The 15,426-nt window shown below is 54.8% G+C and carries 10 protein-coding genes and 2 pseudogenes; 11 read left to right on the plus strand and 1 reads right to left on the minus strand.

Features of this window, described 5'->3' with window-relative positions; genetic code table 11:
• Window positions 1-101 precede the first annotated feature (101 nt).
• From FQ182_RS28935 to FQ182_RS28980, 11 genes and pseudogenes are all read left to right on the plus strand, one after another.
• Window positions 102-1,247: a tyrosine-type recombinase/integrase gene (locus FQ182_RS28935; protein ID WP_077750301.1), complete on the plus strand. Its 1,146-nt coding sequence runs from the start codon at window positions 102-104 to the stop codon at window positions 1,245-1,247.
• Complete coding sequence (locus FQ182_RS28940; protein WP_077750300.1) at window positions 1,247-2,923, plus strand: hypothetical protein; 1,677 nt, start codon at window positions 1,247-1,249, stop codon at window positions 2,921-2,923. The genes FQ182_RS28935 and FQ182_RS28940 overlap by 1 nt, the downstream gene beginning before the upstream one ends.
• Window positions 2,920-4,809 carry an integrase gene (locus FQ182_RS28945; RefSeq protein WP_077750299.1) on the plus strand — a complete coding sequence of 630 codons (1,890 nt, stop codon included), beginning with the start codon at window positions 2,920-2,922 and terminating at the stop codon, window positions 4,807-4,809. The genes FQ182_RS28940 and FQ182_RS28945 overlap by 4 nt, the downstream gene beginning before the upstream one ends.
• The gene (locus FQ182_RS28950; protein ID WP_077750298.1) at window positions 4,806-5,210 is read left to right on the plus strand and encodes a TetR family transcriptional regulator; all 405 of its coding nucleotides are present in this window, start codon (window positions 4,806-4,808) and stop codon (window positions 5,208-5,210) included. The genes FQ182_RS28945 and FQ182_RS28950 overlap by 4 nt, the downstream gene beginning before the upstream one ends.
• 58 nt (window positions 5,211-5,268) lie before the next feature.
• Window positions 5,269-7,222: pseudogene (locus tag FQ182_RS30820) on the plus strand (type VI secretion system tip protein VgrG); the annotation flags it as partial.
• 650 nt (window positions 7,223-7,872) lie between these two features.
• Complete coding sequence (locus FQ182_RS30830; protein ID WP_306108738.1) at window positions 7,873-8,748, plus strand: phospholipase effector Tle1 domain-containing protein; 876 nt, start codon at window positions 7,873-7,875, stop codon at window positions 8,746-8,748.
• Entirely contained in the window at window positions 8,741-9,394 is a 654-nt protein-coding gene (locus FQ182_RS28960; protein WP_077750297.1) for a DUF2931 family protein, read from the plus strand. Before FQ182_RS30830 ends, FQ182_RS28960 begins: the two co-directional genes overlap by 8 nt.
• Window positions 9,395-9,721: 327 nt before the next feature.
• Window positions 9,722-11,047 (plus strand): OprD family porin, encoded by a 1,326-nt coding sequence (locus FQ182_RS28965; protein WP_077750296.1) that lies wholly within the window; start codon window positions 9,722-9,724, stop codon window positions 11,045-11,047.
• Window positions 11,048-11,756: 709 nt separating this feature from the next.
• Entirely contained in the window at window positions 11,757-12,530 is a 774-nt protein-coding gene (locus FQ182_RS28970; protein ID WP_371923922.1) for a reverse transcriptase domain-containing protein, read from the plus strand.
• A gap of 294 nt (window positions 12,531-12,824) precedes the next feature.
• Window positions 12,825-14,546: a recombinase family protein gene (locus FQ182_RS28975; protein ID WP_256666325.1), complete on the plus strand. Its 1,722-nt coding sequence runs from the start codon at window positions 12,825-12,827 to the stop codon at window positions 14,544-14,546.
• A pseudogene (locus FQ182_RS28980) lies at window positions 14,488-15,144 on the plus strand (group II intron maturase-specific domain-containing protein); the annotation flags it as partial. The gene FQ182_RS28975 and the pseudogene FQ182_RS28980, both read left to right, overlap by 59 nt.
• A 181-nt stretch (window positions 15,145-15,325) precedes the next feature.
• Here FQ182_RS28980 and FQ182_RS28985 read toward each other — a convergent pair.
• Window positions 15,326-15,426, minus strand: a 101-nt coding sequence (locus FQ182_RS28985) for a DUF2790 domain-containing protein (RefSeq protein WP_149414026.1), incomplete at its 5' end; no start/stop codon positions are given.

Here is a 15,426-nt window from a genome sequence, read left to right on the forward strand (position 1 = left end):
TTCTGGGGCTTGATAAACGTTAGGACATAAGTATTTTATAAACAATAAATTAGAAAATAATTATCGAATCGTTAGTTCAGGTCATAGGTTAGGGGGAGTAGATGGAGCTTCTGTGGGCTACTGAGTCCTTGGTGATTGGCGGTCGTCCATATCCAGGCTTTCCGCTCTTGCTTTGGGACACCATGGACAGTTGTGTTCCTGCCAATGAGTTCATGCGCTACTTTTTATTGCGGGGAGCCATTGGGTCGCGGAAATCTTGGCCAAGCACGGGGCGTGCTCTGTACGACTTTTTCAGTTTCCTTCAGGCACATGACCTCGCCTGGCGCGATGTGGAGCGTGGCGAGGACAAGAGCGTTGTCGCGGGCTACCGGGACTACTGCTTGGTGGAGTGTCAGTTGGCTCGATCAACGACCCGTCAACGACTTCACTATGTCTGCAAATTCTACGAGTACGCTCAGCAGCAGGGATGGGTGAGTAGACTGCCGTTTGGCTATGAGGAGCGGAAGGTCCGACGGTCCACCGGTTTTCTTGCACACGTCAATGCCAGCGGCGGAAAGGCGATGGTGAACGACGTCATGCCGCGTCAGCATCGGGTGCTGCCGAAGTTCCTCAGCATGGACGAGATTAAGGTGTTGCTGGAGAAGGCGGAAAACCCGCATCACCGAATGATAATTCGACTCGGACTTCGGACGGGGCTGCGGCGGGCGGAAATCGCCTCTTTTCCGTTGGCGTATGTCTTCGATCCGGATAAAGCGGGCAGGCACGAGCGCAACATCCGGGTTCGCCTTGATCCGCACGATGGTCACGGGATGCGTACGAAGGGAAGCAAACCGCGTGACATCTTTATCAGTCGACGCTTTCTCGCGGATCTGCACCGATATGTCGTGCAGGTTCGTGGCGAGCGGGCATCACTGAGTCGTACTCAGCACAAATCGCTGTTCTTGAATCAGTCTGGTGAGCCCTACGCCGATGATGGTAAACGCATCGAGCGCATTGTCCGAGAAATTGGCAAGCGTGCGGATATCAAGGTTCATACGCACATGCTTCGCCACACCTACGCGACCCATACGCTGGTCGCCCTTCAGCGCAATGGCAGCAGCCTGGAACCGCTCGTGTTTGTGCAGCGGCAGCTCGGGCATAGTTCGATCCAGACGACGATGGTGTACCTGCACTTGGTCAACGAACTGGCCGACAACGCCGTGCTGGCTTACGACGATGAACTGTCTGACGACTTGGGAGCGGTTTAATGGGGAAGCGCAAGGTCTTCTTAAAGACCGACCTCAGTATCCCGCAAGTCGAGCATAGTCATGACGCGAACGGGTCTGTCATTGTTTTCCCCGAAGTGATTCCACCTGTCCACACAAGGGTCGACTTCGGAAGGAATGCCACTCGCTCGCGCGGCATCGACTTCGCTTTCTGGTATGGCGTGGGTATCGATTCGATTACCTATGCCTGCCAGCGACAGACGGAACGCTTTCTAGCCCAGCAGGACACTGGGGTCGAAGCGAGCTCCGTAGCAAGCTTCTGTAAAGGCGGTTTACGCCACTTCCTCAATTACATGATTTTGCGTGCAACCGCGCTCAGCCGTGAGTTGACCCTGAACGACATCGATCGTGCATTGATTGACGATTTTCTTGGCTACCTTGCTGGATTGGGCATTACCACGCTTAGCCAGAGTACTCACTACACCGGTATGAAGTGCGTCCTTCACGCGTTGGGCCGCAGAGGGATAATTTCGTTGGTCACCACAGGAGACGATGCGACATTTCCGCGAAACCCGTTCCCAAACAGTGGCAAGAGTAAGGGTGAAACGCCCCTACCGAAACGCCAGCGACAAGCGTTCACCTCAGCATTGAAACAGGCGATCCTGCCAATCTGGAATGAAGACGCCTTTGTGACTGGTGAGCTACTGGCTTATGCCTTGTTGACCGTTGCGCTGCACACCGGGCGTAACGCCACGCCGCTGCTGGAGATGGGGCACGATTGCCTGCGCGCTCACCCCAAAGACAACAGTGTCTTTTTGGTTCTCTGGAAGCGCCGCGGACACAGCAGCAGTAAAGTGGCTCTGCGCGCAGAGAGCGCCACTGAGCGTCGGCTGGAGTCGACCCCAACCATCAAAACCAACATTGAACGTCTGATCCGCCGTGTCCTTGCTCACAGTGAAACGCTGCGTGCGGAGGCTCCGAACGACATTAAGGATTGCGTTTGGCTGTATCGCGTGCACCGTGGTCCAGGCGTCGGCACGGTCATTGTCCTGACGGATTCAGCGCTGAAACTAGCGGCCAAAAAATTGGTGACTGATTATGGACTCGTCGATACGGATGGTCAGCCGCTGCGCATCAACATCTCTCGACTACGTAAAACGTTTGCCAACCGAATATTCGAATTGCTCGCGGGTGACCTGATGACCACGGCCATCGCGCTTGGTAACACACCACAGGTGGCCGGACGAAATTACTTGGCATCTAGCGCAGACGCCAGGCGCAACTGGCAGTTTATGGGCGAGATAATGGTTCAGGAATTACTCAGCCGGACTATTGGCGCTACTTACAAAACTACCCCAATGGGGCGCTGTGGTGATCCGGTGAACGGCCAATATGCGCCAAAACGTGAGGGGGAAGCATGTTTCTCATTCCTCAACTGTCTGCGATGCAAACATTACGCGGTCACGGGAGACGATTTGCACCGGCTATTTAGTTTTTACTTCCGTGTGTTTGCGGAGCGTACCCGCATGAACAAGCGGCGTTGGGCGCAGGAATACGCGCATATCCCTCGATTGATTGACGACTATATCGTGGCTGAAGGGCTGCGGCGTGGAACCTTCAAATCGGCCTCCGTTGAAGCTGCTCGCGAGCAGGCTCGCCGCGATCCGCACCTGTTTTGGTCATCCGATGTAGTGGAAAGTCTGGAGATGTTTGCATGAGCAAAAACAATGTGACCATGTTGCCTTGGGCAAGCATTGAACAACAACCAGGGGATATACGTGAGTTGCCCGAGAGCGACCGCGAAGCACTCATTGTCAGTGCCATTCATGTTGATGGCCACTGGGTCATCCTCAGTCGCTATCGCGATAACATTTGGCAGCTCGAAGGGTTGACGAGCAATGTACCGGACAACATGAGGAACTTGGACTTCAATCGAGTACCCGCTGCGTTTTTAGCGGTGATGAAGTCCCTATTGTATCGCTACCTACGACGCGGTCGCGCAGGGCAGAAGCGTCCCGTGGCAAGTACTTTGCGCAATGTTTTTGAAAATGTATTGCCCTTTCTGCGGTATTTAAGCGCGCTTAAGCTCGGTCACTTCGGCGCTGTAACGCCCATGATCTGTGCAAATTACGTCGCCGAGTGCAGGGAGATCCGACAGACGCGTCGCAATCGGGGGCAGGCGCTGTCTCCGGCGGCCCTTGAACGTCGTTTTATGTCAGTCGAGGCGCTTCATGAACTCAGTCAGTACACCAACGACCCAATCCCAAGACATCCCTGGCCTGATACATCGGCGAGAGCCTTGGCCGGTAGAGCCTCCCTCAACAGTGAGGCCGGCAAAACGCCGTTGATACCAGATGAGGTGTTTTGTACGTTGTTCGAGAAGGCCTATGAACAGGTTCAGCACGGTGAGCGTCTGCTCGATCTGCGCGACACCCTCGATAGCGTCGCTGTAGCACGCAAGGGACAGGTGACCAGATCAATTCAGGAGCATAAGGTTCGCCAGCTGACCGCTCTTGGGTGGGAAGGCGGGCTTGAGACATTCAACCAAGCGATTAAAGATTTGAGAACCGCCTCCTATATCGTTCTGGCCAGCACCTCCGGTTGCCGGAATCATGAGTTGGCCAACGTAAAAGCTGGCGCGTGCCACCGTACGGAAGACGATGAAGGCACGGTCTTTCACTGGCTGCGCTCCACGTCGGAAAAAACCGATACCGGCGTGCACGACTGGATGATTCCAAAAATTGCTGTGCACGTGTTGCGCCTAATGGAGCGCTGGGCCGAGCCGTACCAGGCCATGATCGACGCTGAGATCTCCGAGCGAAGAACGCTTAATTCGAGTGATCCGCAAATCGCCACGGCGCAGAAGCATCGGCATGCTCTCTTTCTCGGGGTGGCTGCCACGAAGCGTAATCAAGTTCGTACCCTCTCGGGTTCGGCATGGAACATGTGCCTCAAAGCGTACGCGAAGAGCTGTGGTCTGAACTGGATCTTAGCCAGCCATCAATTTCGCCGTAAATTCGCCAACTATGCCGCACACAGTCAATTCGGCGACCTGCGTTACCTGCGTGAGCATTTCGCACACTGGTCCATGGACATGACCTTGGGCTACGCCATGGATCAAGATTGGGGGCAGCATCTCGATATTGAACTGTACGAAGACATCCAGTCAGAACTCGAAGACATCAAGTCCGAGGTCGTCGGCACTTGGCTGGGGGACACACCGCTGACTGGCGGCTACGGTCGATCAATCAAGCATTGGCAGCGCGATTCGGCGAACCTCGCGATCTTCAAGAGCCACGCCTCAATGGTAACCTCGATCGCTGAGAGCACCGCGATTCGAAGTAATGGTCACGCCTGGTGTACCGCCGACGATGATCGTTGCGTCGGCAACACCATGGAGCGAACGCGCTGCGGCGATTGCAACAACGCCGTGATTGGAGGTGCACACGTTGGTATCTACCAGCGCCTTTACGACAACCTGAAGAGGTTGTTGGATTGCAACGACATTGGTGACGGTGGTCGTCAGCGCGTATTGCGTGATTTGGATCGCTGTCGTGACGTGCTTATGCAGCTTGGATACGATCCGGAGGAGAACGTAGCATGACCATTAAACGCAAGCCCTCAGACGCCCGCGAGCGGGATTTGCAACTCGCACTTGCACGCATCCTGCGCGGTCGGGCGCATAGCGGCGAATCCAAGGTCACTATCGCCGCGGTGGCGCGTGAAGCGGGTGTTTCAACCGCTCTGATTCACAATCACTACCCAACTGTCGCTGAGGCGATCCGCGAAGCTCAGGGGCGTTCAAGTCGTGCTCAGCGGGATGTGAAACACCAGGATCTTTTGGCTGAGCGCGAGAAAAATCGAATGCTCCGCCAAGAGAATGAGGAACTGCGCGAAAAGATTGCCAACCTCGCCTCGATTAACGAAGTACTGATGGCAGAAACGCGTACTCTAAAAGCCAAGCAGGCCGACTTTTTTGCTACGGCAATTTTTGCATTGAGGTAATGGATATATTCCAGCACCATCCAGATTCTAAATCGCATCAATGGATGGAACTCAAGGCATGCTGGACGCAAACGCAACTCATATTGCCCTGACGCTGGAGGGCATATCCGTTGACCTTCAGGTACTTAGTTTTGTTGGCCGTGAAGCCCTCAACCAGCCGTTCTGTTTTGACATTGAACTGGTCAGTCCCCGCCCTGACCTGAAACTCGAAGAGATCCAGTACAAACCTGGCTGCCTGACCTTCGGCGCCACCGGCAAAGGCATCATCCACGGCTTGGTGTATCGCATCGAGCAAGGCGACTCCGGAAAAGCCTGGCCCGTTACAGCATCAGCCTGGTGCCGCAACTCGCCTACCTGCGCCACAACCATGACCAGCAGGTTTTCCAGCATTTAAGTGTGCCGAAGATCATCGCGCAGGTCCTCGAAGCGCGCGGCATCCTGGCCGATGCCTACAGCTTCCAGCTCGGCGCGATCTACCCGGAACGCGATTACTGCGTGCAGTACGACGAATCCGACCTGCATTTCATCCAGCACCTGTGCGAAGAAGAAGGCATTCACTTCCACTTCCAGCACAGTGCCGGCGGCCACAAACTGGTGTTCGGCGATGACCAGACGGTGTTCCGCAAACTCGCGCCCGTGGCCTACCAGCAAGACTCCGGCATGGCTGCCGAGAAACCGGTGATCAAGCGCTTCAACCTGCGCCTGGAAACCCGCACCACCCGCGTCAGCCGCCGGGATTACGACTTCGAAAAACCGCGCATCCTGCCCGAAGGCGCCGCCAAAAGCACGTTCGCCCCGGACCTGGAAGACTACGACTACCCCGGCCGATTCACCGACCGCGAACGCGGCAAGCAACTGGCAACCCGCGCCTTGGAACGCCACCGCAGCGACTACCAACTCGCCGAAGGCAAAGGCGACGAGCCAACCCTGGTCAGCGGCCACTTCCTGGCCCTCAGCGAACACCCGCTCGCCGAGTGGAACGACCTCTGGCTGTTGCTGGAAGTGATTCACGAAGGCAAACAGCCGCAAGTGCTCGGCGAGAGCATCACCAGCGATGTCACCCACAGCAAAGACGATTTTCAACAGGGCTACCGTAACCGCTTCCTCGCTACTCCGTGGGATGCGCATTATCGGCCTGCCCTGGAACACCCAAAACCTAAGGCTCTGGGTAGCCAGACCGCCATCGTCACCGGGCCTCTGGGCGAAGAAATCCATTGCGACGAATACGGTCGTGTCAAAGTCCAGTTCCACTGGGATCGTGACGGTCAGACTAACGATAACTCCAGCTGTTGGTTGCGCGTCGCCACCGGCTGGGCCGGTAATGCCTACGGCGGCATCGCCATCCCGCGCGTCGGCATGGAAGTGCTCGTCACCTTCCTCGAAGGTAATCCCGACCAACCGCTAATCACCGGTTGCCTGTTTCATAAGGAAAATGTTGTCCCCTACGAACTGCCGGCGAACAAGACCCGCAGCACGTTCAAGACGCTCAGCTCGTCGGGCGGCAAGGGTTACAACGAGTTTCGTATTGAAGACAAAAAAGGTGCGGAACAGATCTATTTGCATGCCCAGCGTGACTGGGATGAAAGCATCGAGCATGACCAGAAGATTCGCGTCGGCAACGAACGACATGACACGGTTGAGGTCAATGTGTTCAGCGAGTTCAAGGCTGAAGAGCATCGGATCACCCACTTGGATCGCAAGACTGAAGTGCGGGCGGATGATCACCTGACCGTTGGCGTGACTCAGCATGTAAAGGTTGGGACGGCGCAGTTGTCGAGGCGGGCCAGGAGATTCACTACTACGCAGGCGACAAGGTGGTGATTGAGGGCGGTATGGAACTGACCGCCAAGGCTGGCGAGAGCTTCGTCAAGTTGGACGCCGGTGGCGTGACGATCAGTGGCGCTGAGGTGAAGGTCAATTCTGGGGGCGCTCCTGGCGTCGGCACGGGTATCCAGATTCTCACTCCATTAGTCCCTGGTGCCGCCGTCGCTGCCACTGCGGGGCAACAGTTGAGTGCGCCACCGGTTGGGAAACTCAGTGTTGCCCCTGACTCGAAACCACCTGCGGTGGAAGAAGAGCTTGAGGAAGAGGAAGAAGAGGTCGAGCTGGAAGACATCACCTTACGTGTTGGGATGTTCTTCGATGGGACGGGCAACAACCGCAACAACAGCGAGCGTGTCTTTGGCTGCTTTGCGCCGGACGTGAACCTGGAGGAAGCCGCTGAAGATATTCGTCAGTTCTGTGCGGCTCACGGTTATGACGGCAAGGGGAGTTCCCCGGACAACAGCTATGGCAATGATGTTAGCAACGTCGCCAGGCTGTATGACCTTTACATAGACCAGGCGGATGAAACCCTGCCCATCGATGCCAAGACGGCCAGCCTGCCCGTTTATGTGGACGGGATCGGAACCAGCAGCACTGGAGAAGATTCCACTTTTTCGCAAGGTACCGGTATAGGTGTGCAGGGTGTCAGGGCGCGAGTTGAAGAAACACCGCCACTTATTCTCAAGGCTATGCAAACATTTCAAGACAACAACCCCGATAAGCGCGTGGCGAAAATCGAGTTCGATATCTTCGGGTTCAGCCGTGGCTCCGCAGCGGCAGGGGATTTTGCCAATGAGGTATTAAAGGGAACCAAAGTATCCTCGCCAAAGCGTTGCCGATGGGTGCCCCGATATTGTCGGATAGCTTTTCATGGACGCCGCATACTGATGTCTCTATAAATTTCATTGGCGTTTACGACGCCGTCGCGGCCATTGCCAATCCGCTGGTGGGGGACTGGACTGGTAATAACGCTTATAACCCAGGGATCAATATCCATCTTGCGCCAGACGCGGCTAAGAAAGTCGTCCAATTGGTCGCTCGAAATGAACGCCGTTATAACTTTGCCCTCAACAGTCTTGGATCGGCCGATATTGTCCTACCTGGCGTACATTCAGACCTGGGCGGCGGCTATTTACCCAAGGCGATGGAGCGCATCCTGCTCAGCAAACCGCGTAAAAGCCAGGTCGAAGAAAGGACCTCTTTCGCTGAAGCCAACAGTTACAAGGTTGCCCAGCAGGACTTGAGACGGCTTCAAGATCAACTGGCCCAATATAACCTTTCGTTGGAGATCCGGACTTGGGAGGTACCGTTTCGTAGCACTGACAAAGACGATCAAAAAAACATGAAACACGTGTATGCGGCTGTCAGCAGCCAGCGCGAAGTCCGCAGTGACTTGTCCTTGATCCACTTTCGGATCATGCGCGAACTGGCTGTTGAAAACGGAGTACCGTTTGGCGAGATTGACGAAGGCGAACCGCGACTAGCGCTGCCTGCGGAACTCGTTCCCATCTCCAAAAAACTGATGGCATTCGCTCAGGGGAAAAGCAAAACAACAGGGCTGACTCCGCAAGAGGAGGAACTGCTGTTCCAACGTTACGTTCATGTCTCCGATAACTGGAACGCCGCTAAAAATCGCAACAATAGCGACCTGAATATCGTCTTCATTAATCGACCAGACGAAAACTCTGTGCGCACGGTGCACCCGAATGAGTAATTTTATCCGTGTCGCTCTTGCCGCCTTTCTACTCAGTGGCTGCACCTTTGCCAAAAGCCAGTCAATGCCCTATAAAGCCTGGCGCTTGGGATTTTCGGCTCCCGCTTACATGGAAGTTTGGATCGAGTCGGCGGATGTGGTCGATATTCAGGAACAGTTATATTCACGTGCGATGAGTGGCACCGCGTCAATACTAACGCCCCCCAACAACTCCGGCGATCCCCGAGGCTGGCCGAAAAGAGCAGGTTGGGGTAAGGGTAAGTACGTGACAGGGGCTGACTTGCCCAAACAGATCTATGTCCGTTGGCAATCGCTGGTCGAGCCGCAAACCTACCAAATGGTGATTAACATACCTGAGGCGACCCGGGAGATCATGCGCAAGGGGGAAAAGGTGTTCTGCTCTGCCGATGGGCAATGGATCACCGGATATCGTGAGGCAATCGGTATAAGGCTGGTTCCCGGAGGCATTGCCAAAGTCTGGGTAACCGGTCCCTGCATGACACCGATCGAGGTGACTACGGTACAAGCGGTGATTGATCCACGTGGCCCGTATGAAGGTAAGTCTGGCGGTCACCACCGGCCCCTTTCAGCAGTTTCCAAAGCCTATGTCGAGAAGTTTGGTGTGCCCTACGACTCTTGGAAGTAGGTCAGTGCTGGCCCTTTAAGTATCCTGGATGCGAAGGGTTAGCTGTAACGACCTGCATTTGAAAACGCCCACATTGCAGGTCGGGGCGTTTTCAAATGCAGGTCGTTACAGATATGGTTTGAAGGCCATGGCCTGCGGCCTCACTGCTTGCAGTCATGTGCTGACACAATCATAAATATTACAAAATTGTAATTTTACAATCATCTCCCCGTTATCTTCAAACTGCAACGATACAAGTCGGCGACGATACGGGAGCAGAAACTGCTCCCGTAAACAATAATTCCAGCCGAAGAACTTTCTAGTTCTGCCGAACCTAAGGAGTGATTAATGGATAACAATACAAAATTTTCGATGGCCGCTTTGGCGTTGGTTGTCAGTTCTGGGCCGTCTATGGTATTTGCGGAGGAAAAGACTGGGGGATTTATCGAAGACAGCAGCCTTACCGTGCTCAATCGAAATTTCTACTTCAATCGTGATCATCGCAACGGTCAATCAAGCCCCACGGGCAATGGCTACTCCGAAGCTTGGTCGCATGCGATTATCAGTAAGTTCGAATCCGGGTTTACCCAAGGCACTGTAGGCGTGGGCGTCGACGCTTTCGCGATGATCGGTTTGAAGCTTGATACGGGTGACGGTCGTAACGGCGGTCGTAGTTCATTCGATGTACTACCTGTCAATGGCGACGGCGAAGCTCGAGATGAATACACGAAAGTCGGTGGCGCGGCAAAAGTTCGCGCTTTTGACACTGTGGTGAAAGTAGGTGATGTATTTCCCGCCAACCCTGTCGTGGCGTCTGGCGACTCAAGGCTTTTACCGGAAAGTTTCCGGGGTGTGACCGCTACCAATACCAGCATCGAAGGGCTGACAGTTCAGGGTGGTCGCCTGCATGCTATGAGTCAACCAGTCTCCAGCAATATGCGCGACAACTTCGCAACCTTCTATGCAGGCCCTGTTAACTCACCTTGGGTCGGCTATTTTGGTGGCGACTACAATGTGAATAAGAATATTATCGTTAGTCTTTACTCCAGTCGTCTCAAAGACGCCTGGAATCAATACTATGCTGGTACCGGGTTGAACTACTCCTTGTCTGATGAGCTTTCTGTATTCGGCGGTGTGAATTACTACAAGGCCGTGGATGAAGGGAAAAAACTGCTGGGCGAGTTCGACAACAATATTTGGAGCGCTAAGGTTGGCGTGAAGTATGGCGCACACTCACTTGCACTTTCTCACCAGCGAAATAATGGTAACGACGACTTCGACTATCTGCGTCAGTCGGATTCCATCTTTCTCGACAACTCAATCCAGTACAGCGACTTCAACTCGCCAAAAGAACGTTCATGGATGGTGCGTTACGACCTCGACATGAGCTCGTATGGTGTACCTGGCTTGTCGTTTATGACACGTTATGGTCGTGGCACCGACGCCGACTACTCCAACGCCAACGCCACATACATGCGGCGCGATGCGGATGGAAACCCGTTGACCGATCAGAAACGTTGGGAGCGCGACATCGAAGTAAAATACGTCGTTCAGGCAGGCTCCTTGAAAGATATGTCCTTCCGCTTGCGACAAATGAACTTTCGCTCAACTGAATTTGAATCGGATCTGGATGAAGTTCGTGTGATCATTGAGTATCCACTAGCGATTCTGTAATACCTGAATGGGATGATTCACTGGACGAACATCCCGTTTTCAGTCGAAAGATTTCAAAAATGTAATTTTTCAGTCATTCCCATGTTAACTTGAATCACCTATAGTAAGTGGGAGTTAATAGGAACCTAGCTAGCGCATCTGGTTGGAGTCCTACAGACAAGTAGCTAGTCTGTGAAAATCTGAAACTCATTGCTATTCAGTTAAAGCTCCAAGCTCACCTTTAGAAGCTCCTTTGGAAAAAGGTGAATTTTTAAGACGTCCCTCGGGACGTCTTTTTTATGCGTGCGCCAGGCATGGCGCGTTGCGCGCAAGCGCAACCAGCTTGGCTGTGGTGGCCTCGCTGGTGACTTGGAGGTGAAAGTCCTCTACACACCCGGCAAGGGGAAGTGTTAGCCAGAGGCAAGGGTGTCGCGGGTGACCGCGAATCTGAAGGAAGCCCGAGGCAAAATGCTGGCCTGACGAACAGCAAGCGGATAGAGGCGGCGCAGCGGGGTAAAGGGGCGTGTTTCCCTAAAGCCCAATACTTGCACGGGACGCTGCGACGTAGATCCGACAGGCATAAGCAGGAAGGTCGCGCGAATTACCCTGGGAGATCTGCACGTTTGCCACAGTGCTACCGAGCGTCGAGAGGCGACGGGATGAACGTGCAGAAGTCAGCCGAGGCCGTAGTAAGTGGCGGATAACCGCGTCACCAAGGGCCGAACAAGTTATGCCGCCAGTAGGCGTCAAAGTCTCGTTGAATACCGAAATGCAGAAATTTCTCCAAGAGAAGACTGTTACTCCGAGTCCCGGACAGTATCCGAGGATGACGGCTGACAGCGCACAGGTATCGGCGGCGTCTGTGACGTGGACGAACGCGGAGCCGGACACGCTGATGGAGCGGGTGCTTGCACCCGCCAACCTCAGACGTGCGTACCAACGCGTAGTCAGCAACAAAGGCGCGCCGGGTGCCGATGGCATGACGGTCGAGCATTTGTCAGGCTACGTGAAACAGTATTGGCCGACCCTCAAGGCTCGGTTGTTGGCAGGCGAGTACCACCCGCAAGGTGTACGTGCCGTCGAAATCCCCAAGCCCAAAGGCGGGACAAGGCAGCTGGGTATCCCCAGCGTCGTGGATCGCCTGATCCAACAGGCTCTGCTGCAACAGCTCACGCCGATCTTCGACCCTCTGTTCTCGGATTACAGCTACGGCTTCCGTCCGGGTAGAAGTGCTCACCAAGCCATCGAAACTGCCCGTGCCCACGTGGCGGCGGGTCATCGCTGCTGCGTGGAACTCGATCTTGAGAAGTTCTTTGATCGGGTCAACCACGACGTGCTGATGGCCTACATCGAGCGTCAAATCGAAGATAAACGTGTGCTCACGCTGATCCGTCGCTATCTCGAAGCGGGAACGATGTCAGGTGGACTCGTCAGCCGACGGCAGGAAGGGACGCCGCAAGGCGGCCCGCTAGCGCCGGCAACAATAGAGCAAACTCTCGGATAAAATGGGGGCTGCGCATTGCCAGGGAGAGTTTTGCTCCGAGGTATGCAGGATGCCCCGACGTCGAGATTGTTCTCGTCATTGAGGTCATCACCCCCACTGACGGGAGACTTCAGTCATGAGCCGAAAACCGCGGATTTGGCGTATTCGTCTGGCTTTTGAGCCAAATCGATTCTCTTGTGAAGAGCTCGAGAGGGTCTACGAGCAGCTAAAACCGACAGAAACGCGGACTTCCTCAGAGTTGTCGCAATCCCGGTCCCCTGTGAAAAAGCATCGTACTGCCAAGCGAGGTGAACAATGAGCCAGGCTGTGATGGTGGCGCTCTATGCCCGGGTATCCTCTGACCAACAGGCTAAACGCGGCACGATTGAAAGCCAGATTGCCGCGCTGACGGAGCGGATCGTAGCTGATGGCGCCCAAGTCGTTGAGGACATGCGCTTTATCGACGCCGGCGTCAGCGGCGCGACGCTGATTCGCCCACAATTGGAACGGCTCAGAGACCGCGCTGCACTTGGCTTGGTAGATCGTCTCTACGTCCTGTCCCCAGACCGGCTGTCGCGAAAATATGCCCACCAGGCATTGCTGATGGAAGAACTATCGGCGTGCGGCGTACAGGTCGTGTTCCTCAATCATGCCATTGGCGTCACGCCAGAGGAGTCGTTGCTGCTGCAGATGCAGGGCATGATCGCGGAATATGAGCGTGCCAAAATCATGGAGCGCAATCGTCGCGGCAAGCTTCATGGAGCCAGACGCGGCAGCATCAATGTGCTGTCGACTGCGCCCTACGGTTATCGCTACATTCGTAAGCAACTTGATGGCGCACCCGCACAGTACGTTATCGACTTGGCGCAAGCGGCGACGGTCAGAGCCATCTTTCAATGGATTGGGATGGAGCGCCTGAGCATTGGCGAAGTGGTGCGTCGCCTTACCGCAACAGGCACCGTAACCGCCTCAGGTAAACCGTATTGGGATCGCAGTACCGTGTGGGGGATATTACAAAATCCAGCCTATATGGGCCGGGCCGCTTTCGGTAAAACACAGGCGCGTGATCGCTTACCTCGGATACGCGCACAACGCCACAGTGCCGAGGTGCCCAAGAAGGGCTATTCAACCGTACGCACGGATCCAAGTCAGTGGGTCGAGATATCCGTACCGGCAATCATCAGCGAAGGGTTATTTCAGTCGGTTCAAGAGCAACTTGCTGAGAATCGAAGAACGCGTCAGAGCCGTCATGGTGCTGTTTACCTGCTTCAGGGCTTGACCGTTTGCGGGCATTGTCACTACGCCTATTACGGTAAAAAGGTCAGCAAGGCAGCGGCCAAAGGCCAACGTCGGGACTATGCCTATTATCGTTGCATTGGAACCGATGCCTACCGCTTTGGTGGCGAACGCGTCTGTGACAATCAGCAAATACGAACGGACCGTCTTGATGAACTGGTGTGGCAGCAGGTTGTTGAGCTGCTCGCCCACCCTGGAAGGCTAAAGAATGAATATGAACGTCGGCTGGGAATCCTCGAAGAAAAAGAAAAAACAAACCCTGACACTGCCGCACTGGAACGACAACGACTGCAACTCGAGAAAGGCAAGTCGCGGCTCATCGATAGTTATGCCGAAGGTATGATCGACAAAATGGACTTTGATCCAAAGATGCGAAACTTAAAGAGCCGTCTGGAACAGCTTGATCAGCAGATTCAGGACTCACGGCGTCATCAGGTGGGTCAACGCGAGCTGTTTCTCGTAATTAATCGTCTCGAAGAGTTTGCCGCTGCTGTCCATGACCGATTGGGTACTGTCGATTTTGTCACGAAACGCGAGATTATCCGCGGCCTGGTCAAACGTGTCGAAATTCATAAGGACGAAATTTTGGTGGTATTCCGGGTTGATCCGGATCCCGGGTTCAACGCCAGCGAGACGTCGACTGGCTCCGGCACCAGAGAGAAAAGTATGCAAGATCGTACGCGGCGTACTGTCGCCGTTGTTGGCGAACGTGCTGCTGGACGAAGTGGATCGGGAGCTTGAACGCCGAGGCCATTGTTTCGTGCGCTATGCCGACGATGCGAACGTGTATGTGCGCAGTCAGAAGGCGGGGCAGCGGGTAATGGCCCTGCTGAGGCGGCTGTACGAAAAGCTGCACTTGAGCGTCAACGAGAGCAAGAGTGCAGTGACGAGCGCGTTTGGTCGCAAGTTTCTGGGCTATGAGTTGTGGTCAGCCCGAAGTGAAGTCAAGCGCGCGGTCTCTTATAAGGCGCAGAAACAGTTCAAGCAGCGTATCCGCTGGCTTACCCGGCGCTCCTGCGGGCGTAGCTTGCAACAGGTCGCAGATAATCTCCGGCCTTATCTTTTGGGCTGGAAAGCCTACTTCACGTTGTCGCAAACACCGGCAGTCTGGCGCAAGCTGGACGAATGGATACGACATCGACTGAGAGCGATCCAGCTCAGGCAGTGGAAGCGTGGCCCTACGATCTATCGAGAGCTGCGGACACTGGGGGCGAGCCAGCAGGTGGCGCAGAGGGTGGCCAGTAACTCTCATCGCTGGTGGCGTAATAGCCGTTTTGAGTTGAATCGTGTGCTGAATATTGCGTGGTTCGACAGGCTGGGATTGGCGCGCCTCTCATAACCTCAATCTCTCGAACCGCCCGGTGCGGACCCGCATGCCGGGTGGTGTGGCAGGGGAGCGGCCTATGAAGGCCGTCCCCTATGCCGATGCCCGTTAAAACACGAGCATATAAAAAACGCCCGATACCTCTAAGTATTGAGGTTAATCGAGCGTACAAATCCCTCTGACAGCAGCATAGCTGCTAGCCGCCTCGTTTACGACACTCTCCAGCCACAGTGTACCTAATTGTATTTAGCTGTCCTTTTGAATCTTCATAGGTCATTGCGGCGGGCACCACTGCGC

This window comes from Pseudomonas sp. ANT_H4 (genome assembly GCF_008369295.1).
GTDB lineage: Bacteria > Pseudomonadota > Gammaproteobacteria > Pseudomonadales > Pseudomonadaceae > Aquipseudomonas.